This window comes from Sphingobium sp. FW306-1B-F04DB (assembly GCF_058781925.1).
Map to the genome: position 1 here is coordinate 34,550 of NZ_JBYSXE010000027.1, position 19,292 is coordinate 53,841.

Consider the following 19,292-nt stretch of genomic DNA (forward strand, 5'->3'; position numbering starts at 1 on the left):
CGGGGCGGGCGGACCAAGGACAAACCGCCCGCCCCGGCGCGCGAGAGAAAGAAGAAACCCGCGCGCTGTGCTCGGCGGCGGAGTTCGCGAAACGCCGCCGAGCATTCGATCAGGCCTCTCTCAATCCCGCTGCCGCCAAGCGGCTGTTGGCAGTAGCCAGCCTGGCACCCAGCATGGCGATCACAGCATTGGGTAGCGTATCGGGGAAGGAGACTTGGATCGGGTACGCTCGGCCGAGCGCCGTCATTGCAGCGCGGCCCGCATCCAACATCTTGGCGACGTCGGTTGGAACAGCAATCGCATGTCGATCAATCACGCGCTCCCTGGCCAAATTCGCCAGTGCGTCGCGGAGCGCTGAGGCAAGGCGATCGTGGCGTGTTGAGGAGGTAGCTGCAGAGATGGCGACCGCGCTCGCGTACAGCGCCGCCAATTCACTCGCGAGGGCACGGGCCTGAGCCTCGTCTGCATCGGCGAGCTCGAGCACGCACGCCGAGAAATCGCCCGCTGCGGCGCTTTTGTGCTCCATGCCGCGGGCGCGCGCTTCTTCCTCGCGGCGGTTGAGGTCGGAAATGCCCGCCATGAGTGCCTGTTTCTCAGTCTGGAGCGCCTCTCTGTCGACGAGCGCTAGGGCAACACTGCCATGCTCGAGAAGTTCGTCGGCGACCGCAGCGGGATCGGGACCTTGCTCGCGATCGCGCTGAATCGTCTGATTGATCTCGGCGATCCGGCGATGCGAACTTTCGATGGCTTCCCCGATCCTGGTGCGCTCCCGGTCACTTTCGGCCAGAGCGTCGGCGTGCTCGACGACGTCGAGTGATGCCAAGTGCGCGGCTGCGTTCTCCATGGCGAGACGAATGCTGAGTTGTTCCATTTTGCAGTCCTTTGGTTTTCCGGACGGTCAGTTCTTCGCGTCGCGATTGGTGGGATTGTTGGCTGCGATCGCGCGCTCCCACATTGCCGCTACCGGATCGATTTCGGCCGGGGCGGCAGCGGTCGCCGACGCGGAGCGCGCAGGCGGGAAAACTGCGGCAATGGCTTTGTCCCATACCGCTTGGCTTGGATCGGCGGCGCGCTGTGGCCGCTCGGCTCGACCGGCGACCTTGATTCCGAATGTTCTCGCAATCGCTCGGTCCCACATCGCGCTGATTTCCGCCTGACGTTTGCGTTCGGCATCTTCGGCCGCCATTTGCGCCTTCACGATCTTGATGACGCGCTCCGTGACGCGGTCTTTCTCCGCCCGCCGCTCAGCGTCCGCAACGGCAGCTCGATCAGCTTCGCTGCGCTGCTTGGCGGAGGTTAGTGTGTCGGCCGATTTAGGTGGGGTAACCTGAGGCATGGCGGCTGGAGAGGCGGCGATTTCGGCTGCCGCTGCCGCATTGGCGCGAACGTCACGGCCTTGGGCGGCACGCGGACTGAGAATGGGTCCGGGATTGAGGCCTCTTTCGGCGCGGTGTTTCGCAAGGCGACTGCTGCCTGGCGAGCGGGAAATCGTAATGGTCATGATCTAACTCCGTGTCGAAATGGGGGGTCTTCATTCGCCAAACCGGTTGGCCGGATCGTCGGGTCGTTTGGGTCATCAGGGAGGGATGGCGGATCAGTGAGGCGCTCATCCGGCTATCCCCGCAGCGTCGTCACGATCGTAGTGATTTTCGTAGATTTCGTGGCTCAAGCGCTCAGCCCAGCGGTACTCTGTGTCGCTGTGGTCGTGATCGTCCATGACCTGCTCGAGGTAATCCATCACTGGCTGAACCAGGATGGTCTCGGGCCGATGCTTCATTCTGTGCTCGAGGATGCCGAGCACTTCACCCACGCTGCGCTCTCGGACCGCGCTTTCTGCATCGCGCGACAAACGTCGCGCCGCTTCAGCGGAACTATGTTTCCCTGTTTCAACAGAATCTATTACCCCCTTTAAGGGAATATATTCTTGGTCGGTTTTTGGCGGTTTTTGGCGGGTTTGAGAATTCGCCACGCAACATGTTTCAGTGTTCTGATTTGCCGGTGCGCAACCTGTTTTTTGAGTATTGGTTGCCGGTGCGCAATCTTTCCTGTCGTCGGATATGTTGCCGAACAGCAACCTATCCTCGTCGTTGTAGATGACCCGATAGACCGTGTTGCGGCCGTGCTTCGATCGCTCCAGGAAGCCCAGCTCCTCGAGGTCGGTCAGGGCAACGCAGAGGCGGGAATAGTGGCACCCAACGAGGCTGGCCAGGCGTTGGTTGCTCGCGGTGCATCCGCGCCCTTTGCCGGTGACCAGGCTCATCCGGTCGTGCGCGCAGACCGCGAACAGCACGCTTAGTTGGAGGCCGCTCAAGCCCGCGGTGAGTGCCCTCATCGGCAAGGGCGCGTATAGCGCCTTAGCGCCTGCCCCCGTCATGCCGCACCCGCCGGGCGCTCATCGAGGTTCACGATGAGGATCGGCAGGCCGCGGCGGCGGGATGCGTCCTGAAGCTTGACGAGGATGCTCTCCAACGTTCCGAGCTCAGCGCCGCGCGGAGCGCCAGGGCCCGACACATGTGCGATCCAAATGTCACCGTCGAGATTAGCAATGTGCCATGCACGGCGCGGTGCGCGCCTGAAGGGGACGACGACGCCGCTCATGCGCGCACCCCGCAGGTTTCGTCGATGATGCGCCAGCCTCGGCTCAGCTTGAGCCCGCCGGCCCAGCCGCGCGCTCGCCGATATGTCGGGAAAATCGCCGCGAGATCGGGTTCGTCGTCCACCGCCGGGCTAATCTCGACATGGAATTCATCGCCGCGGCAGCGGATGAAAATCTTACGCTCGACGGCGGGCTGCAAGCTCAGTGGCTCAGGCGTCATCTCAGGCCGCCTCGGTTTCGCCGACGAGCTCACGGATGGCGGCTACAGGGATGAGGCGCCTGCGACCGATGTTGACGTGTCGCAGCGTGCCGTCGTCGAGCAATTCGTAAAGCTTGGACTTCGACAAGCCAGTCATGGCCGCCGCATCACGGACGCCAACGGTGAGAGGGGCGGGAGTGCTTCGCATCGGATCACCTCTTGGTTTCGACGGGGGCATCGGACTTCGTGGCAACAATGCGCGCGATGGCCCCGGGGAACTATGAACGTGGCAAGAAACATTCGGGCAGATGTTCAGGATTCGGGAGCGCGGATTTCCGGGCATTTCTGAAGTTGCGCCGCGACCTTCTTCTGGAAATCGCTCCCCGCTTCGCCGCCGACGCTCGCCGCGGCGAACAGATTGAGCGCAGTCCATGGTAGGTCGGTGGACACGCTAGCGTTGTGGCGGAAATTGATATCGGGCAGCTCGTTCCTGCTGGGGTGGAACTGGCTCACAGCGTCCGCAAGCGCCACGCCGAGCGCGACATCCCGGCTGGGATGCTTCGTCGGCGGGCTTGGATAGACGAGCGGGCCGAAGAAGCATTGCTGGCCGGATCCATGCATGGCGCCGAGAAGTTGGACCGACCAGATTTGCGGTTCTCGCGCGCGCGTCATGAACGCGTCTGACTCCGCTATGTCGATGATATGGGTGAGCGCGCCCCGCATCGTCTCCGCGCCGATCTCCCGCTTATTCAGGTCCGCGGGCCATTGGACGCCGCAGCCGGCGAGATAAGAGGCGACCGCGCGTTCGATATCGCGGCCAGGACAGTCTTGCGCCACCTCGATCAATCGCCTGACCGCCGACGCAGCGCGCGCCTTGTTTCGGGCCCATGCCGCGCGTTCGGCCATGAAGCGCTGATCGGCTTGCCAGTCGTGAATTGACCAGCGCTCGCTCAGGTCGACGAGGATCTCGCGGATCTTGAAGTAGCGCGAGTTCGGGTCAGTCCATGAGGGGGATGCCCAAGCCGCCAGTTGTAGCACAGCATCCCTGTATTTGACCGCGAGGTGCGGGTGCATTTTCCATGTTGGATCGACATCGCCGTGATGGGCGGTCGACAGGATCAAGGTCGGTCTCTTGCGACGGCTCATGTGCACCTCGAGGCAGGGTGGCGCGGTGTGGCGGGACAGGGCGCGCAATTGCGGGCCTTCCCGCCGACGGTCATCGTTGTGCTCGGGAGAGTTCCGCCCGGGCTGCGCAGGCGAGTGCGTGATAGGTTCGACTGGCGGCAAGCCGGGGACCTGCAGTGTCCAGCGCCATCTTTGCGTACAGGCGGAGCCGAGCCAACTGCGCATCCGGCGATATGCCGTCTTGCCGCTCCAACATTTGCTCCAGCTTTTCCACGATGATTTGGAGCGACGCGATGCTGCTCTGTTCATGAAGCGCGGAAACCTCAACGAACCGCAGAATGTCGCTACTGTGAGCGCTGCCCTCCGAAGGCAGAGGTCGTCGGTTATTCGCCATGATCGACCTCCGCTTGATCGATATCGCCGATGACGAGTGCCCGAATTGCATCGAGCCCGCCAGGCACGGCGCGCGCGAAGATTTGCATTAACCGCATCGCGCCGTCCCAGCCGGCCGCGTCGACGAGCTCAAGACTGGGATCCACATCAAGCTTGGGAACGCCTTTGAGGCGGGCCGCGAAGTTGGTTTCGGGACGGCCGAGGACGATTTCGTCGCCCGTGACGTCGTCAGTTTGGTAAGGCACCGCGCCGCCATAAAAGGTCGAAGCAGCCTGGATCGTGCCGCCGAGCCGCACCCACAGGCTGATCCAAGCCGCGGCAAAGTCTTGCTGTGCGTTGTCGATATGCATCACGACCTCCGAAGGTTGATCGGGACGGTGGGCAGGTCGGGAACGGCGTTCGGCCGCTCCAACGGTCGTGACTGGTCGACGGCGTATGAGGCCAAAAGGGTAATGTCGGCGTCGTCCTGCTCGCCAGCGTCTAGGTCTGTGGCAGCAGGGTCATCGTCCTCGGGCACGTCGCTTTCCTCGCTGTCGGCATCACCGTCGAGTGTGTCGAACAAGTCGATCGCAACCGCGACGAACGCTTCAAGCTTCTGCCGTCCGTGTCGGCTGATAAGGGCCATAAGAGCAGGGGAGGGGGTGACGCCGTCAGGCGCCCGTGATATCGGGGAAATGTTCATGGTTCGCTCCATTTGAACAAGGCCGGGTCGAAGGTTGCCGCCTTCGTCTCGGCCAATTTCTTACTTGGGCTGGCGCATCACGCGGCCTCACTCGATCGGAAAGCCGCGTCCAGTTCACTCTTGCGGAAGTACAGCCGCCCACCCTTTTTGATGGCCGGCAGCTGGTCCGTTTGGACCATGTGATAGACAGCGTATGTGCTGATACCGATGTAGTCGGCCGCAGCCTTCGCGCCGGATAGCAGATCGTCCGACAGCATCATTCTACCTCCAATGAATATTAATACCAACGTTGGTATTGATAGACAGTGCCAAGTGATCATGCAAGTTAGAAAACCAACGTTGGTATTCGGAGCGATTCGTGGGCATTAGCCTCGCATATGGTGACGTGGAGAACGTCATTGCTGGATTACACGGAGTGGCCTCCTCAAAGCGGGCCGCCCTTCGCTCGCGTTTCCGGCACTTTCAACGATTGGGCTTTCCCCCAGGGATCAACACTGGAAAGGGCCGTCGTGCCGCATATGGCGCCGGGGAACTGGTGCAGCTTTTGTGCGCCTTTGAGCTATCTCAACTGGGAATGCCGCCTGAGCGCATCGTTCGACTGCTAACTGCCGATTACGACGCTCTGGCTGATGCCGCTGGTTTTGCGACCACTCGCAGTCTCTTTGGTTTGGACGTCACTTCTGTCCGCGACGCACCGGAGCACGCAGTACTTTTCCGACTGGATCCAATGGCATTGGCCGGACTTCGCGAAGACGGAGCCTATGACGTGACTGCGAAGAGCTTCGATTGGGAAGAGGCCGATGAGTTTGCAACGACGTTGAAATCGGTCGGTCTCAGATTTCGCCGGCTTGCGGTTATCGATATTTCGAGGCTGATCGACGACGCGGCCCTCATGCTTCAGTCAGCAGTAGGAATTCAAAAGGGCGAGTTCGTCGAGGCGATAAAGGAATGGGCCGATGGCAAAGGTCAGTAAGAGAGCCTGGACCACAGGCAACGGCGAAAAGAAGACCGCCTGGATCGTCGCCTACAAGGACAGCAAAGGCGCGCGCCGCTTCAAACAGTTTGCGCGGCGCCGTGACGCCGACGCTTGGCTCACAAAGACTGCCTATGACGTGTCACAGGGCGTCCACACCCCCGACTCCGCTTCTGTCACGGTGCGCGCGGCCGCGAAGCTGTGGATCGAGAACGGCGAGAAGAAGGCGCTCGAGTCGAGCACGCTGCGCAGTTACCAGACGACAGTCGACGAGCACATCAATCCGCTGATCGGCGACGATAAGCTCAGCCGCCTCACGATGCCGTCGATCGAAGCGTTCAAGGATCGATTGCTGGAGAGCCGCAGCAAGGCGACCGCCGGCAGGGCAGTTCGCTTCCTTTCAATGATCCTGACCGAAGCCCAGCGACGCGGTCTGATCGCGCAGAACGTCGCCAAGGGCGTAAAGGTCGTGCGGCCGAGCCGCGACGCTACCGAGATCGTGATTCCCACACAGAAGGAACTAAAGGCGATCCTCAAGCACGCTGGCGACGACCTTCGTCCGTTCGTGATGACCGCAATCCTGACCGGGCTGCGCGCCTCCGAGCTTCGTGGTCTGAAGTGGGAAGATATCGACCTGAAGGCCGGCCTGCTGAAGGTTCAGCGCCGCGCCGACGAGAAGAACAAGCTGGGCCCCCCGAAATCGAAGGCGGGACGGCGGACCATTCCGCTTCCGCCCAAGCTCATCGCCGAGCTTCGGTCATGGAAGCTCCGATGCAAGCCGTCGCTACTTGAGCTCGTCTTCCCTTCGCCAGAGGGCAACATCTGGAGCTACCATAACCTCATGAACAGGGCATTTTGGCCGCTGCTGATCAAGGCGGAGGTGGCCGACTACAAACCCTCGGCTGAGGATGGAATGCCGATCTGGGACGACGAGGGGAACTGCGTGATGCAAGCGCGCTACTCGCTCCATGCGTTGAGGCACGCGGCCGCCAGTCTCTGGATCCGCCAGGGCGTCGACCTCAAGCGCCTGAAGACTTGGATGGGTCATTCGAGCGTGCAGATCACGATCGACACATATGGCCACCTGATCAAAGACGAAGTTGGCGATGCGGCGATCGTGGCCAACGCTGAGCGCGCGCTGCTGGGCTGATGCCGAAGCGATATTTTTGATCGAGGGGCGGCGCGGTCACGCGGCGGCATCGCACTGGATCGAGCATCGCCGACGCCTTCCAACGAGAAGTTGTTGGGTAGGCAAGTTGGCCGGCTGATAGCTGCGGAGTGAGAGCTCGAGCCAGCCGATGGTTGATTGCGGCCGGCCGACAAAATCAACATTCGGTTGAATTTTAACGCGTCATGCGTATATGCATAATTGCCAAGTCGCTCTTCCGGTCCGAACTGTCACCGGATGGTGTGCGTTCCAGCCAATCGGCTGGATAGGACGGAAGAGCGCAATTTCAACGAAACTCCCACACGTCGTCGAGCTTCGAACGAAGCATCCTGCGCCAGCGGTCATGGTCTGGCCGATCGGTCCTGTAGGATCTCGCCACAGCCCCGACGCACATGTCGGCCAGCTGCACGAGCGGGTCGCCACGCGAGTCCTTCATTCGGAGGTCCTTGATCGCGCCGTCCGCAGTATGGCGCTTGAGATGAGACTGGAGATCGCGCCGAAACGTGCGTTCGCCTGAACCGTCGATGATGACGCGAGCATCACGCAGGCGCCCATTATCGAACTTCATCATCGTTTTGACGAAGAAGTGATAGAAGGCGTCCTTGTCCGTCCGAAGGCGGCCGGAATAGATCAGCTCCTTGCGAACGACCAATGCGCGAACCCGAAAATCGAAGGGCTCCACAGCCGCAAAGAAGGCATCACGCGCGTCGCGACTGGCCTTGCTGAATTTGAATTCCTGCATTCCCCGCCAGTTCTCGCGAGCGGCATCTATGGCAGCCGAAGTGCTCCGTGCGACCTCGTGATCGTCGAACATGGCCATTGCGACTGCAAACACGCTGGAGGAGCCCCGGTCCAGGCGGAAGCCCGCGTCTCCGCTTTCGTCTATGAATACAAGCATAACTGCTGGATTAGCGACGCCGCGATGCATTGCAATGCACCAATGGCACCAACCGCATTGCCTCTTTCAAATGGTGCGAAGCGGATGGCTGCCGGAAAGGGACGCGCAACACCGATGCAACACGCAACGCTGAAAAGCGCAAAAATCCGTGGGTTCACTGAGGAATCATAATCCGCGTGTCGGGGGTTCAAGTCCCTCCTCCGCTACCACAAAAATCCTTGTAAATCAGATGGTTACGTATAGATTCTGCATCTATCGTCCGACATTGCGAGTGAAGCGGACGGCGCTGAAAACTGATGATCGATCGCCTCAGACGATTGCGCGCATTTGGCTTCCCTGTATTCAAGGCGGAATGACTACCAAGGGCCTGACAGATCTGTCTAAATCGCTTCAGGAACTCGAGGGCGAAGATTGGGGGGATCCAGACCCCAGCGATACGAACATGATTCAGCGTGTTCATGGGCTGCGAAGGAAGCCACTCTGCGACCTAAGCGATAGTGAGGTACGCCTCGCCGTCAGCCAACAAGTTGGCATTCCTTATATTCTCGACATTGCCGTTGAGCGCCTGCGCTCAGACCCATTGCTCGTAGCCGACTTCTATCCCGGAGACATTCTGTCGGCATTGGTGCGCGTGGACACGAGCACTTGGGCGTATCGCCCGGCCTTGCAGGCCGAATTCATCGGACTCTATCGAAAAGCCATGAGCAAGCCATTCGATGAAACGGATGCCTTTCGCGAAAGCCTCTCTTTGCCGTCGGACCATTTGAAAGCGAATTGAAAGCCATGCGCACTCCGCCCCATAGCGGAACATCGTGAGCCCGAGATTTACGGCTAAGCGCTGAATGATCGCAGCGAACGATATAGACGGTATCGTTCCTCCGCTACCACAAAAATCACTGTAATGCAGATAGTTGCATAGGTTCTCAGCGCCTATCGTTTGCGCGTTGATCGCGCAGGCCTTGCTGTTGGTCGCCCGTGGTTCAAGGGCGATCTAATGGGGGGCTTTCGGCGCTAGCGGTCCGGTCGCTTCAGCTTAGCGCTTCTCGCCAACAAATCCAGTCTTGCAGGTTGATACTGCGTTTGTACAATCTGTATTGTTATATTTCATCTTACATTGCGCGAGCCTATCTTTGTTCTCACAGCATTGCTTGCGCTCTCCTGTCCCCAATGTGAATTTACCGCACTCCTTTTTATAGAACCCAATCGCTGTTTTCGGCTCGCCTTCCGGTTTCGTGCCTTCCGGTTTCGTGCCTTCCGGTTTCGTGCCTTCCGGTTTCGTGCCTTCTGGTTTCGGCGTGCCTTCCTGTGCTGCCACCATCTGGGGCATGCTGGTCAAAACCAGGCCAGCGAGCGCCAGCCCAAGCACCTTGTGAATCTTCGTAGTCGCCATGATGGGACTCCTCTCATTGCTGATCCGTCACCGACGCGGGAAGTAATTGCGCTCATGAGTTGCACGCATATATTCGCAATTCCATTGTTCTGCGGCACCTGCGGCGGGCGAGTGGGGGGCGCTCCCAGCGCAGCTATGGCGCCGCCGCGCCCATTACGGCCTTTCTCATTGCCGTCGGTCCTGCTCCCGTCGCTGACCATTGTAATGGCCGGACGGATGTATCGACGAACGCAGGGTTTCTCATTGATCATCGTCAACTTCAGTACCGGTCTAACGTTTGCGGCGGCCATGGTCCGTGTTGCCCCCTGAGCGCGCGCTTTCCCCGCCTCGCCTGGGGGCTTTTTGAGTCGCTTCTGATGCACCCCCGAGGACGGCCAGAAACCGGCGAAGGTTAGGAAGGTTCGGCGTGTGAAAAAAAATCCGCTCTATCAGTGCGGCGATATTGATCGGGTTTTTCGATCAATATCCCGCTGGTCTTCTTCACACAGTCAAAGAGCCCATAGTTGGCTCAAGGTGACAGACAGGGCGCCTGTAGGACAGCCGGTTCTTTGCGAGGTCTTGCATGACAAAAAAAAGCCCCGGTCCGTGAGGACCGAGGCAGCGTCTGCACGGTTTAGCGTGTCAGAATTTGAAGCCGGCGGCGATGCCGTAGCGGCGCGGCTCGAGCGTGAAGACGTTGGTGAACAGGCCCGAGGACTGATCAGTGACATACTGGCCCGTGATCGCGTTGTTCTTGGTCAGGTTCTGGACGAAGGCGCGGACGAACCAGCGATTGTCCTGGCCGTTGAGCTGCACCTGTGCGTTGATCACCTCATAGCCCTGCATCCGGTCGATATTGTCGTTGAAAATGCTGGCATAGGCGTTGCCCGTGTAGGTCATGTCGATGCGCGGGACGAGCGACATGCCGTTGTCGAAGTCGAGCGTGTACTGGAGGCCCGCCGAGAACTTGAAGTTGGGCGCCTGCGGCAGCTCGTTGCCGTTGATGTTGACCTCGACCCCGCTTCCCAGAACCTGGAAGGGCAGTGCGCCCGTCGGCACACCGAACAGCGCACGGAGCGCCGCGGGCGGGTTGGCGGCGGTCGCGGCGAGTGCGCTGCAGATCGAGAAGGCGCCGGTGGTGTTGGTGCCGGGGACGGCGACGGGCCCGCGCAGGCCGATGCCCGTGTTGACCGCGGTAACATAGGTGTTGACGCCGACGACGTTGCCCGCGGTGGTCGGGATGACCGCGCAGTTCGACGCGTTCTGGATGTCCTTGATGATCACCGCGTCGGAGCGCCCGCCCGAGGGATCGCGCGGATTGCCGAGGAACTTGTCGTTCGAAACCTCGGTGTGAAGGTAGCTGAAGCCGAGATTGGCGATCAGAGCGGGCGTGGGGCGGATGATCGCCTCTGCCTCGACGCCGAAGATGTCGGCGCTGACATTGTCGTTGACCGAGGTACGCGCGACGATGCGGCTGAGCTGCAGGTTCTTGTACTTGTAGTAGAAGCCCGTGAGGTTGAGCCGCAGCGTGCCGTCGAGGAAGGTGTTCTTCGAGCCGATCTCGAACGAGTCGACGGATTCGGGGCTGAAGCTGACAGGAACCGCGAAGATCGGCGACAGCGGCGGGTTGATGCCGCCCGACTTGTAGCCGCGCGAGTAGGACGCATAGAGCAGGTTGTCATCGGTGATCTTGAAGTCGAGCACCGCGCGTCCCGTGATCTTGTCGAAGCTGACGCGGTTCTCCGCATATTCCTGCAGCCCGGGGGTGTTGGCGTCGAAGTCGAGCAGCGCATAGTTCAGCGCGTCGGTGAAGTTGTCCGAGCCGAACGGAACCGCCGGGAACTGTCCTCGCGAGTCGGTGAGCAGCGTGGTGCGGGCGCGGACGAACTTCTTGTCGTTGTTGTAGCGCAGACCCAGCGTCAGCTTCACGCGGTCGCTGAACTCGGCATAGGCTTCACCGAAGATGCCGTAGGATTTCAGGCGGAAGACCTGCGATTCGTTACGATAGAAGGGCGTTCCGAAGAAGGCGGCGCCGCCCGTGTTCGCGGCACCAAGGATGCCTGTCGCATAGTCAAGGCCGAAGGCGTTGACGTAGTAGCTGTTGTCCTTGGTCTTGCTGTCGAGATAGTTGGCGCCGATCAGGAAGTTGAACATCCCGTCGAACTGGCTGTCGATATGGCCTTCGATCGCGTATTGGCGCGTGGTCAGCTTGGAGCGGTCGAAGTCGAGGCTCTGGCCGAAGCAGCCGATCGTATTGCCGCCATAGACGCCGACACCGTTGGGATCGGCGTCGGACTGGCAGACGCCGCCCGCCGGACCATTGGGGATCAGTGCGCGACGGACGGGATCGAGGAATGCGAAGGGCGATCCGATGCCCGTGCGGCCGAGCAGGTTGAGCTGGGCGAGGCCGGGATTGGTCGCGAGCGGCGCCTCGACGGCGAGGTTGTAGTCGGTGCGCGAATCCACCGTGTTGTGCGTGTAGCCACCCGTCAGGGCGAGGGCGAGCGTGTCGCCGAGCTGCTGCTGAAGCTTGCCCATGATGTGATATTCTTCGGCGAAATAGGTCGGTGCGAAGTCGATGTTCACATTACGGAGCCCATCGGGCTTCGCGAAGTTCGCATAGACATCGGGACCATAGATGCTGCCGAGACCGAAGCGCGCGAGCGCGCCGCCCGAGGCGGCCGACGCGATGCCGAGAAACTCGTTGGAGCTGAGCAGCGCCGCCAGCGTCGAGTTGCCGTTGGTCGTCTCGTTCTCGAGCTTGTCGGGCGAGCACCCGAGGATACCGGTTGGGTCGCGGTTGCAGAGCTGGTTCTGGATGCGCGAACGATCGTCCTTTTCATGGAAATAATAGCCGATCAGGTCGAGCGTGGTGCTCGCGCTGGGCTCCCAGCGCACCGATCCGCGGATCGCGTAGAGATCGCGTCCGTCGATGCGGGTGTTGTCGTAGAAGTTCTTCGTGTAGCCGTCGCGGTTGAGATAATAGCCAGCGAGGCGGACGCCGAAGGTGTCGCCGATCGGCATGTTGACCATGCCGTTGACCTTGTACGATTCGAAATTGCCGTACTCGAAGCTGCCCGAGGCCGAGAAGGCGGTCAGGTCGGGCTTGGCGGTGATGAAGTTGACCACGCCCGAGGTCGCGTTGCGGCCGAACAGCGTGCCCTGCGGCCCGCGAAGCACCTCGACGCGCTCAAGGTCGAAATATTCGGTCTCGAACAGGCGCGTCGAAAGCAGCGGCATGTCGTTGACGTGGATCGCGGTCGCCTGGTCGCAGGTGATGCCGACGCACAGGTCGCCGATGCCGCGGATCGTGAAGCTCGACGAGGTGAAGTTGGTCTTGGTGAAGGTGACGTTGGGCAGCGTGAGCTGCAGGTCGGTGGCATTCTCGATCTGCTGCGACTCAAGCGCCTCGGCGGAGAAAGCCGACACCGCGATCGGAACGTCCTGCAGGCGCTCGGCCTGGCGCTGCGCGGTAACGACGATGTCGCCAATGCCCTGATCGGTGGTGGCGTCCGCAGTCTGCGCGACCGCAGGATTTGCGATGACAAGCGCCAACGCGGATGCAGCAAGCAATTCCAGCTTCGTCATGAATTTTCCCCTCTCACCTGGCCCCATTGTCACGGGCCGACCGCTTGGTGCGGTTTTCCATGCGAATGTTGCACAATTATTTTCCCCGTCAACCGCGGATAGTGTTGGATTCGTGTGCGTTTCAGCGCCGATGCAGCAATGAAACAGTTGCAATTCAAGACCTGTCATGAATAAGCGGCTTTGCCGTAACGTCATTTTCCTGCTGCGCCGCGACAGTTGCGCGTGCAGATGCAGGAAAGCCTGCGTGAATTTGGCGTGTCGCGTGTCGCGTGCTAGCGGCGCATGTGACAACCCAAGGGGAGTTTCATGACCAATTCCGCTTCGCCCGCCGATGGCGATCTCGTCAGTTCGCCCGCCAGGATCCCGGTGCCGCAGGATGTCGAGGAGGCGATCCGGACGCTGATCCGCTGGGCGGGGGATGATCCCGCACGCGAGGGGTTGCTCGACACACCCAGGCGCGTTGCGCGTGCGTGGAAGGAATATTGCCAGGGCTATGGCGAGGATCCCGCGCTGCACCTCTCGCGCACCTTCGAGGAGGTGGGCGGCTATGACGAGGTCGTGCTGCTGAAGGACATCCCCTTCCAGTCGCATTGCGAGCACCACATGGCGCCGATCATCGGCAAGGCCTCGATCGCCTATCTGCCCAAGGATCGCGTCGTCGGCATCTCAAAGCTCGCGCGGGTGCTTCACGGCTTCGCGCGGCGGCTGCAGGTACAGGAGCGGCTCACGGCCGAAGTCGCCGACTGCATCTGGGACAATCTCCAGCCGCATGGGGTTGCCGTCGTCATCGAGGCGACGCATGCGTGCATGACCGCGCGCGGCGTGCGCACCCCGGGCGTGGCCATGACCACCAGCCGCGTGATGGGGGTCTTTCGCGACGACGAGCGCAGTCGCAAGGAAGTGCTGAGCCTGATGGGCTATTGAGGCAGGTCGAGCGCCGGGCCGGTCCGCCGCCCGGCAATCGTCAACGGCGGCAGGAAGAGCTGCACCAGCCAGCCGATAGAGACGGCATAGAGCACGGTGCCAAGCCCTACCGTGCCCCCCATCAGCCAGCCAATGGCGAGCACCGCCACTTCGATCCCCGTGCGCACCAGACGGATCGACCAGCCCGTCCGGCGGACGAACCCGGTCATGAGGCCGTCGCGTGGGCCGGGGCCGAGACCGGCGCCGATATAGGCGCCCCCCGCAAGGCCGTTGAGCACGATGCCGAGCAGCAGCAACGCGAAGCGCATGGGCAGCGTCTCGGGGCTGGGGAGGAAATAGAGGCTGGCATCGACCGCGAGCCCGATCACGACGATGTTGCTGATCGTTCCGATGCCCGGCCGCTGGCGCAGCGGCCACCAGAGCAGCAGCACGAGCGCGCCGACGACATTGACCACCGTGCCGAAGCTCCAGCCCGCGCGCATCGCAACACCTTGATGGAACACGTCCCAGGGATCGAGCCCGAGATCGGCGCGCAGCATCAGCGCCATCGAGAAACCGTAAAGGATCAGGCCGGCGTAGAGTTGGGTGAGGCATCTTGTCATCATGCGATGCCAATCGATCAAATTGGCATTGTTTGAAATATCCACTTTTGGCACGATGGCCGCATGTTGGGACGAAGCATCGGGGCCGCCTCGCTGATTCGCCAGCTCGGCGCCTGGCGCGGAGCGGGGCGGGGGGGCGCGGGCTACAGGCAACTGGCCGACGCATTGCGGCTGCTGATCCTCGACGGCCGCCTGCCGCTGGACGTCCGCATTCCGGGGGAACGCGACCTTGCCGCGGCGCTCGACGTCAGTCGCACGATGGTGAGCGCGGCCTTCGCGATCCTCCGCGACGAGGGCTATCTGGTGAGTGTGCAGGGGGCGGGCAGCCGCACGAGCGTGCCCGCGGGGACCGCGGGACGTCCGGCTGCGGCGCAGTATGACGATTCGCGCGACGTGATCGACCTCGCGATCGCGGCGCTGCCCGCCACCGCCAGCGTCCACCGTGCCTATGCCGCCGCGCTCGCCGCGCTGCCCACGCATCTGCCGGGGCATGGTTATGAGCCGGTCGGGCTGGACGTGCTGCGGACGGCGATCGCGGCGCGTTACACCGCGCGGGGCTGTCCGACCATGCCCGACCAGATCATGGTGACGCACGGCGCGCAGCATGGCCTTGCGCTTGTGCTGCGGCTGTTCACCGGGCCCGGCGACCGTGTCGTGATCGATCATCCCACCTATCCGCACGCCATCGACGCGATCCAGCGCGTATCGTGCCGGCCTGTTCCCGTGGCGCTGCTCGCGCGCGGCTGGGATCTGGATGCGCTCAACGCCGCGTTCCGCCAGGCCAGCCCGCGGCTCGCCTATCTGCTGCCCGATTTCCACAATCCGACCGGGCGGTGCATGGGCGCCGCGGATCGTGCCGAACTTGCCGTCATTGCCGCGCGGACCCGGACCGTGCTCGTGATCGACGAGACGCTTGCGGATTTCGGGCTCGATACGCCGACTCCCGCACCGGTCGCAGCGCATGACAATGGCGAGTGGGTGGTGACGCTGGGGTCGACGGGGAAAAGCTATTGGGGCGGCCTTCGCATCGGCTGGATCCGCGCAAGCGCACGCACGATCGCCGCGCTGGCGCGGGTACGCGCATCGCTCGATCTTGGTACGCCGGTGCTCGAGCAGATCGCAGCGGCCGAGCTTATTGCGGGCGGCGAGGGCGATCTCGAAACGCGGCGTGCGGAATTGCGGGGGCGCCGCGCAAAGCTGCAGCAACTGATCGGGCACCATCTGCCCGACTGGCGGATCGAACTGCCGCCTGGCGGGCTTTCGCTCTGGGGCGAGATGCCGGGGCAGGTGAGCACTGCACTTGCGGCGACCGCCGAAGCGCAAGGCGTCCGCGTCACCGCGGGCCCGCGCTTTGGGGTCGACGGATCGTTCGAGCGCTTCGTGCGGCTGCCCTATACGCAGCCCGAGGCCGTACTCCAACAGGGTATCGAAAGACTGGCGGCCGCTTATCGTGCGATCGGAAATGCGCGTCCGCGCGCCGTGGCGGCGGACGCCGCGATGGGGGTCAGCGCGGTGTTCTGACGCTGTGCGCGCGCGCACAGCGCGGCGGGCGGAGCGGGTGTATCAGCCGGACCATGCTGAAACAGATCATCCCGCTCTTCGCGTCCTACGCAACGCTCGGCGTCACGCTGTTCCTCTATCTCGGCGGCATGTGACGCGCGGCGGGCAAAAAGAAACCGCCCGAACTCCTGCGAGCCGGGCGGTCCCTTTTCGTTGAAGCCGTGAAGGGCGATCAGCCCTGCGCTTCGTCCTCGGTTTCCTCGACCTCGACCGAGGCGATCTCGCCGGGCTCGGCGTTGGGATCGAATTCCTCGGTGAAGCCCGCCTCGTCCTTTTCGAACATCGCGGCCATCACGTCGACGCCCTGCGCCTGAAGCTCGGCTTCCTCGGGCGAACGTGCGACGTTGACCTTGACGGTCACGACGACCTCGGGGTGCAGCGCGACCTTGACGGTCTCGACGCCGATCGCCTTGATCGGACGGTCGAGGATGACCATCGACTTGGTGACCTTGGCGCCTTCGGCTTCGAGTGCCTCGACGATGTCGCGGACCGAAACCGAACCATAGAGCTGGCCGGCGTTCGAAGCCTGACGGATGAGCGTGACGCTCTTGCCGTCGACATCCGACGAAGCCTTTTCGGCGTCCGTGCGACGCGCGGCGTTGTCAGCCTCGATCTGCGCACGGTTGGCTTCGAAGACCTTGCGGTTCGCTTCGTTGGCGCGGAGCGCCTTCTTGCGGGGGAGGAGGAAATTGCGGGCAAAGCCGTCCTTCACGGTGACGACGTCACCGATATGACCGAGCTTTTCGACGCGTTCGAGCAGAATCACTTGCATGTGCCTGCGCTCCTTACTTCACGATATAGGGCAGAAGGCCGAGATGGCGGGCGCGCTTGATCGCCTTGGCCAGCTCGCGCTGCTTCTTTGCGGACACCGCGGTGATGCGGCTGGGGACGATCTTGCCACGCTCCGAGACGAAGCCCTGGAGCAGACGAACGTCCTTGTAATCGATCTTCGGCGCATCCTTGGCGGCGAAGGGGCAGCTCTTGCGGCGGCGGAAAAATGGGCGTGCCATGGTTTCAGAGCTCCTTATTCGCTGTCTGCGTCACGACGGGGGCGATCCTCGCGGCCGCCTTCACGGCCACCCTCGCGTCCACCTTCACGATCGCCACGACCACGACGGCCATCGCGCTCACCCTTGCGCATCATGACCGAGGGACCCTGCTCATGCGCATCGACCTTGACGGTCATGTAGCGGATCACGTCTTCGTTGATCGCGGTCTGGCGCTCGAGCTCGGCGACAACGCCCGCGGGGGCGTCGATGTCGAGCATCACATAGTGCGCCTTGCGGTTCTTCGCGATCTTGTACGCGAGCGAACGGAGACCCCAGGTCTCGGTCTTCACGACCTTGCCGTTATTCTCTTCGACGATCTTGGTGGCGGCTTCCGCCAGCGCATCGACCTGGGCCTGAGCCAGATCTTGACGCGCGAGAAACACGTGCTCATACAGAGCCATGCTCGCTGTTCCTTCATATTGGCCGATCGCTGACGCCGCCCCATGCGGACGCCCCTCCGGCTGTCTTCTTTAAACAAACCGGGGGCGGAGAGACTGGCTCTCCACCCCGGCTGCGGTGGCCCATGGCGGAATTCGGGGCGAAATGCAAGCGGCAAGGGCAGCGCGGCTGAGATTTTCGGTGGAAGCTGTCCTCTTTCTTCCTTTGCGCCCTCTGCGTCTCTGCGCGAACATTTTTTTGGCGCGCAGAGTCGCAGAGGGCGCGGAGAAAGGAAGAAACGGGGCGCTTGAACGGGCTCAGAGCGGCGCCGCCCAAGGGGGTGGTCGTCCGGGCGCCACGAACGAGCGGGGGCAAGGACGCACGGTGCGATAAGGCAGGTCCGGGTCGGCGGTGGATGGCGCAGGGGTGCAGGCGGGGATCGGCGTTTCGGCGTGTTCGGCGGAAACGCCGTATGCCGGCGGATCGCGCTGGGCCGTATATTTGGCTGGCGGGAGAATTTCGGGAAAGGGCATTGCGTCGGTGGTTTCGACGCGGGGTGAGGGCGCGCTGGCGCAAGCGCCGCGTTTGCGTGGCCGCCCGGCCACGAAGCCGAAATAGGCGTCGCGCACCTCGGCGGTGGCTGTGCGGACGGGCGCGATCAGTCGCTCGTTGATCGCACTCTGCGCTGCGGCCTCGCGATCGCTCAGCGTGCGGTTGTAGCCGGGATCGCCAAAGTCGTATTCCTCATCGCCGTCGAATCCGGGCGGGGGCGGGAAGTCGGTCCTGAGTTCGTCACGGACGTCGCACCACCAGACGCCCCTCAGCGCCGCCACGGCCTCTTCGGGAGTCGGATCGGCGGGCGGGGCGGCCTCGTCCTCTTCGTGAAGTTCACACCGTTCCTGGCCGAGCATTTGCGCGGCCACCTCGGGGCGGCGCGCGGCGAGGAACAGGGCGGTCGCAGCGGCAAGGCCGGCGGCGTTCTCCTCAACCCCGCCGCGCGAGATCATTTCGAGGAACGCCTCGAAATCCCGGGCGATGATCCGCGCGAGCGCGGCATCGCCATCGCTCGCGGGATCGGCCAGACGGTCGAGCCGCGAAAGCATCGACATGGCCAGACGGTTATCATGCCGGCGGCGCGTCACCACGCCGTCCTCGCTATGGATCAGCACGTCTTCCTGCCCCTCGATCGCGCGCGCCATCAGCTCGTCGGCAAGCCGCGCGCGCGCGAGCAGCAAGGCGGCATCCCAGCCAAGGCGAAAGGCCGTGCCGTCGACGCGAAAGCGCAGATTATAGGCCGAGCGCGTCGAAAGCCCGCACGCCTCGCAGGCGGCGCGCACGACCCCCGTTTCGGCAAGCGCCTCGAGAAAGGCGCGCTGGCGCTCCGGGCTCCAGCCATCGCAGCGCGCGGCGGGCGAAGGCCCGGGCAGCGCAAGGGCTTCGTATGTGGCCATCAGGTACCTCCATCCCGAATCGGAGGAGGGTAACGCGGGACGGGGGGTGTAGGACAGAACAAAATGAGAACGGCGTTAAGGTCGGCGATGTCTGGTGACGACGACATGCCGGCCGTAAAATGGTCCTGCTGCTCTCCACAAAAGCGGTCTTTCGTGCATATTTGCAGAGGTCGGCCTCGAACCGCTGCGGGGCATACCATTTGAATGCGCAATAGCGGCTTGTCGTGCGAACGTTTGTGCGCTTGCGCGCCAATGATCGCTGTCAGGCGACATGCAAAACTGGTCCGGTAGCGACACGTAGAACTGGTCCCCCCACCTTTGGACGAGGAGGGACTGA

Annotated in this window: 23 protein-coding genes; 5 read left to right on the forward strand and 18 right to left on the reverse strand. The window is 62.6% G+C overall.

Features of this window, described 5'->3' with window-relative positions:
- Window positions 1-109 precede the first annotated feature (109 nt).
- The 10 genes from AC3WJD_RS13055 to AC3WJD_RS13100 form a co-directional block, all read right to left on the reverse strand.
- Complete coding sequence (locus tag AC3WJD_RS13055) at window positions 110-871, reverse strand: hypothetical protein (RefSeq protein WP_492747096.1); 762 nt, start codon at window positions 869-871, stop codon at window positions 110-112.
- 27 nt (window positions 872-898) lie between these two features.
- Complete coding sequence (locus AC3WJD_RS13060; RefSeq protein WP_492747097.1) at window positions 899-1,501, reverse strand: hypothetical protein; 603 nt, start codon at window positions 1,499-1,501, stop codon at window positions 899-901.
- A gap of 105 nt (window positions 1,502-1,606) precedes the next feature.
- Window positions 1,607-2,332: a hypothetical protein gene (locus AC3WJD_RS13065; protein ID WP_492747099.1), complete on the reverse strand. Its 726-nt coding sequence runs from the start codon at window positions 2,330-2,332 to the stop codon at window positions 1,607-1,609.
- Window positions 2,333-2,370: 38 nt separating this feature from the next.
- Window positions 2,371-2,598 carry a hypothetical protein gene (locus AC3WJD_RS13070; protein ID WP_492747100.1) on the reverse strand — a complete coding sequence of 76 codons (228 nt, stop codon included), beginning with the start codon at window positions 2,596-2,598 and terminating at the stop codon, window positions 2,371-2,373.
- Window positions 2,595-2,816, reverse strand: a complete 222-nt coding sequence (locus AC3WJD_RS13075; RefSeq protein WP_492747102.1) for a hypothetical protein — start codon at window positions 2,814-2,816, stop codon at window positions 2,595-2,597. The genes AC3WJD_RS13070 and AC3WJD_RS13075 overlap by 4 nt, the downstream gene beginning before the upstream one ends.
- Window position 2,817: 1 nt before the next feature.
- Window positions 2,818-3,138 carry a helix-turn-helix domain-containing protein gene (locus tag AC3WJD_RS13080; RefSeq protein WP_492747103.1) on the reverse strand — a complete coding sequence of 107 codons (321 nt, stop codon included), beginning with the start codon at window positions 3,136-3,138 and terminating at the stop codon, window positions 2,818-2,820.
- Window positions 3,108-4,145, reverse strand: a complete 1,038-nt coding sequence (locus tag AC3WJD_RS13085; RefSeq protein ID WP_492747104.1) for a hypothetical protein — start codon at window positions 4,143-4,145, stop codon at window positions 3,108-3,110. The genes AC3WJD_RS13080 and AC3WJD_RS13085 overlap by 31 nt, the downstream gene beginning before the upstream one ends.
- 158 nt (window positions 4,146-4,303) lie before the next feature.
- Window positions 4,304-4,663, reverse strand: a complete 360-nt coding sequence (locus AC3WJD_RS13090; RefSeq protein ID WP_492747105.1) for a hypothetical protein — start codon at window positions 4,661-4,663, stop codon at window positions 4,304-4,306.
- Complete coding sequence (locus AC3WJD_RS13095; RefSeq protein WP_492747106.1) at window positions 4,663-4,995, reverse strand: hypothetical protein; 333 nt, start codon at window positions 4,993-4,995, stop codon at window positions 4,663-4,665. Before AC3WJD_RS13095 ends, AC3WJD_RS13090 begins: the two co-directional genes overlap by 1 nt.
- Before the next feature lie 77 nt (window positions 4,996-5,072).
- Window positions 5,073-5,255 carry a helix-turn-helix domain-containing protein gene (locus AC3WJD_RS13100; RefSeq protein WP_492747107.1) on the reverse strand — a complete coding sequence of 61 codons (183 nt, stop codon included), beginning with the start codon at window positions 5,253-5,255 and terminating at the stop codon, window positions 5,073-5,075.
- 98 nt (window positions 5,256-5,353) lie between these two features.
- Between AC3WJD_RS13100 and AC3WJD_RS13105 the strand changes: the two genes are divergently transcribed.
- Complete coding sequence (locus AC3WJD_RS13105; protein ID WP_492747108.1) at window positions 5,354-5,968, forward strand: hypothetical protein; 615 nt, start codon at window positions 5,354-5,356, stop codon at window positions 5,966-5,968.
- 181 nt (window positions 5,969-6,149) lie between these two features.
- Window positions 6,150-7,118: a tyrosine-type recombinase/integrase gene (locus AC3WJD_RS13110; RefSeq protein WP_492747109.1), complete on the forward strand. Its 969-nt coding sequence runs from the start codon at window positions 6,150-6,152 to the stop codon at window positions 7,116-7,118.
- 304 nt (window positions 7,119-7,422) lie between these two features.
- On the opposite strand, the gene AC3WJD_RS13115 is transcribed toward AC3WJD_RS13110, so the two are convergent.
- Window positions 7,423-8,064 carry a DUF3800 domain-containing protein gene (locus tag AC3WJD_RS13115; protein ID WP_492747110.1) on the reverse strand — a complete coding sequence of 214 codons (642 nt, stop codon included), beginning with the start codon at window positions 8,062-8,064 and terminating at the stop codon, window positions 7,423-7,425.
- A gap of 322 nt (window positions 8,065-8,386) precedes the next feature.
- On the opposite strand from AC3WJD_RS13115, the gene AC3WJD_RS13120 reads away from it, so the two are divergent.
- On the forward strand, window positions 8,387-8,812 hold the full coding sequence (locus AC3WJD_RS13120; protein ID WP_492747112.1) for a contact-dependent growth inhibition system immunity protein: 426 nt from the start codon (window positions 8,387-8,389) through the stop codon (window positions 8,810-8,812).
- 255 nt (window positions 8,813-9,067) lie between these two features.
- Here AC3WJD_RS13120 and AC3WJD_RS13125 read toward each other — a convergent pair whose 3' ends face one another.
- Window positions 9,068-9,424: a hypothetical protein gene (locus AC3WJD_RS13125; protein WP_492747113.1), complete on the reverse strand. Its 357-nt coding sequence runs from the start codon at window positions 9,422-9,424 to the stop codon at window positions 9,068-9,070.
- Between the two features lie 621 nt (window positions 9,425-10,045).
- On the reverse strand, window positions 10,046-12,991 hold the full coding sequence (locus tag AC3WJD_RS13130; protein ID WP_492747114.1) for a TonB-dependent receptor domain-containing protein: 2,946 nt from the start codon (window positions 12,989-12,991) through the stop codon (window positions 10,046-10,048).
- Window positions 12,992-13,297: 306 nt separating this feature from the next.
- On the opposite strand from AC3WJD_RS13130, the gene folE reads away from it, so the two are divergent.
- On the forward strand, window positions 13,298-13,915 hold the full coding sequence (gene folE / locus AC3WJD_RS13135; protein WP_492747115.1) for a GTP cyclohydrolase I FolE: 618 nt from the start codon (window positions 13,298-13,300) through the stop codon (window positions 13,913-13,915).
- Here the strand turns inward: folE and yczE are convergent.
- Window positions 13,909-14,520 (reverse strand): membrane protein YczE, encoded by a 612-nt coding sequence (gene yczE / locus AC3WJD_RS13140; protein WP_492747116.1) that lies wholly within the window; start codon window positions 14,518-14,520, stop codon window positions 13,909-13,911. The two genes, folE and yczE, sit on opposite strands and share 7 nt — an antisense overlap.
- A gap of 60 nt (window positions 14,521-14,580) precedes the next feature.
- On the opposite strand from yczE, the gene yczR reads away from it, so the two are divergent.
- On the forward strand, window positions 14,581-16,038 hold the full coding sequence (gene yczR, locus AC3WJD_RS13145) for a MocR-like transcription factor YczR (RefSeq protein ID WP_492747117.1): 1,458 nt from the start codon (window positions 14,581-14,583) through the stop codon (window positions 16,036-16,038).
- A 211-nt stretch (window positions 16,039-16,249) separates the two neighbouring features.
- On the opposite strand, the gene rplI is transcribed toward yczR, so the two are convergent.
- From rplI to AC3WJD_RS13165, 4 genes are all read right to left on the reverse strand, one after another.
- A complete protein-coding gene (gene rplI, locus AC3WJD_RS13150) occupies window positions 16,250-16,849 on the reverse strand; it encodes a 50S ribosomal protein L9 (protein ID WP_492747118.1) in 600 nt (199 codons plus the stop codon).
- Between the two features lie 13 nt (window positions 16,850-16,862).
- Window positions 16,863-17,087, reverse strand: a complete 225-nt coding sequence (gene rpsR, locus AC3WJD_RS13155; protein ID WP_119759194.1) for a 30S ribosomal protein S18 — start codon at window positions 17,085-17,087, stop codon at window positions 16,863-16,865.
- Window positions 17,088-17,101: 14 nt separating this feature from the next.
- Window positions 17,102-17,527, reverse strand: a complete 426-nt coding sequence (gene rpsF, locus AC3WJD_RS13160) for a 30S ribosomal protein S6 (RefSeq protein WP_492747119.1) — start codon at window positions 17,525-17,527, stop codon at window positions 17,102-17,104.
- Between the two features lie 294 nt (window positions 17,528-17,821).
- Window positions 17,822-18,955: a hypothetical protein gene (locus tag AC3WJD_RS13165; RefSeq protein WP_492747120.1), complete on the reverse strand. Its 1,134-nt coding sequence runs from the start codon at window positions 18,953-18,955 to the stop codon at window positions 17,822-17,824.
- Window positions 18,956-19,292 lie beyond the last annotated feature (337 nt).

Bases quoted from the DNA above. Each gene is read 5' to 3' on its own strand.
- yczE (WP_492747116.1), bottom strand. From the start codon at position 14,520: ATGATGACAAGATGCCTCACCCAACTCTACGCCGGCCTGATCCTTTAC.
- AC3WJD_RS13120 (WP_492747112.1), top strand. From the start codon at position 8,387: ATGACTACCAAGGGCCTGACAGATCTGTCTAAATCGCTTCAGGAACTC.
- rpsF (WP_492747119.1), bottom strand. From the start codon at position 17,527: ATGGCTCTGTATGAGCACGTGTTTCTCGCGCGTCAAGATCTGGCTCAG.
- AC3WJD_RS13085 (WP_492747104.1), bottom strand. From the start codon at position 4,145: ATGCGCAGTTGGCTCGGCTCCGCCTGTACGCAAAGATGGCGCTGGACA.
- folE (WP_492747115.1), top strand. From the start codon at position 13,298: ATGACCAATTCCGCTTCGCCCGCCGATGGCGATCTCGTCAGTTCGCCC.
- rplI (WP_492747118.1), bottom strand. From the start codon at position 16,849: ATGCAAGTGATTCTGCTCGAACGCGTCGAAAAGCTCGGTCATATCGGT.
- AC3WJD_RS13100 (WP_492747107.1), bottom strand. From the start codon at position 5,255: ATGATGCTGTCGGACGATCTGCTATCCGGCGCGAAGGCTGCGGCCGAC.
- AC3WJD_RS13115 (WP_492747110.1), bottom strand. From the start codon at position 8,064: ATGCATCGCGGCGTCGCTAATCCAGCAGTTATGCTTGTATTCATAGAC.
- AC3WJD_RS13055 (WP_492747096.1), bottom strand. From the start codon at position 871: ATGGAACAACTCAGCATTCGTCTCGCCATGGAGAACGCAGCCGCGCAC.
- AC3WJD_RS13125 (WP_492747113.1), bottom strand. From the start codon at position 9,424: ATGGCGACTACGAAGATTCACAAGGTGCTTGGGCTGGCGCTCGCTGGC.
- AC3WJD_RS13060 (WP_492747097.1), bottom strand. From the start codon at position 1,501: ATGACCATTACGATTTCCCGCTCGCCAGGCAGCAGTCGCCTTGCGAAA.
- AC3WJD_RS13075 (WP_492747102.1), bottom strand. From the start codon at position 2,816: ATGACGCCTGAGCCACTGAGCTTGCAGCCCGCCGTCGAGCGTAAGATT.
- AC3WJD_RS13080 (WP_492747103.1), bottom strand. From the start codon at position 3,138: ATGCCCGGAAATCCGCGCTCCCGAATCCTGAACATCTGCCCGAATGTT.
- AC3WJD_RS13070 (WP_492747100.1), bottom strand. From the start codon at position 2,598: ATGAGCGGCGTCGTCGTCCCCTTCAGGCGCGCACCGCGCCGTGCATGG.
- yczR (WP_492747117.1), top strand. From the start codon at position 14,581: ATGTTGGGACGAAGCATCGGGGCCGCCTCGCTGATTCGCCAGCTCGGC.
- AC3WJD_RS13165 (WP_492747120.1), bottom strand. From the start codon at position 18,955: ATGGCCACATACGAAGCCCTTGCGCTGCCCGGGCCTTCGCCCGCCGCG.
- AC3WJD_RS13090 (WP_492747105.1), bottom strand. From the start codon at position 4,663: ATGCATATCGACAACGCACAGCAAGACTTTGCCGCGGCTTGGATCAGC.
- AC3WJD_RS13095 (WP_492747106.1), bottom strand. From the start codon at position 4,995: ATGAACATTTCCCCGATATCACGGGCGCCTGACGGCGTCACCCCCTCC.
- rpsR (WP_119759194.1), bottom strand. From the start codon at position 17,087: ATGGCACGCCCATTTTTCCGCCGCCGCAAGAGCTGCCCCTTCGCCGCC.
- AC3WJD_RS13130 (WP_492747114.1), bottom strand. From the start codon at position 12,991: ATGACGAAGCTGGAATTGCTTGCTGCATCCGCGTTGGCGCTTGTCATC.
- AC3WJD_RS13065 (WP_492747099.1), bottom strand. From the start codon at position 2,332: ATGAGGGCACTCACCGCGGGCTTGAGCGGCCTCCAACTAAGCGTGCTG.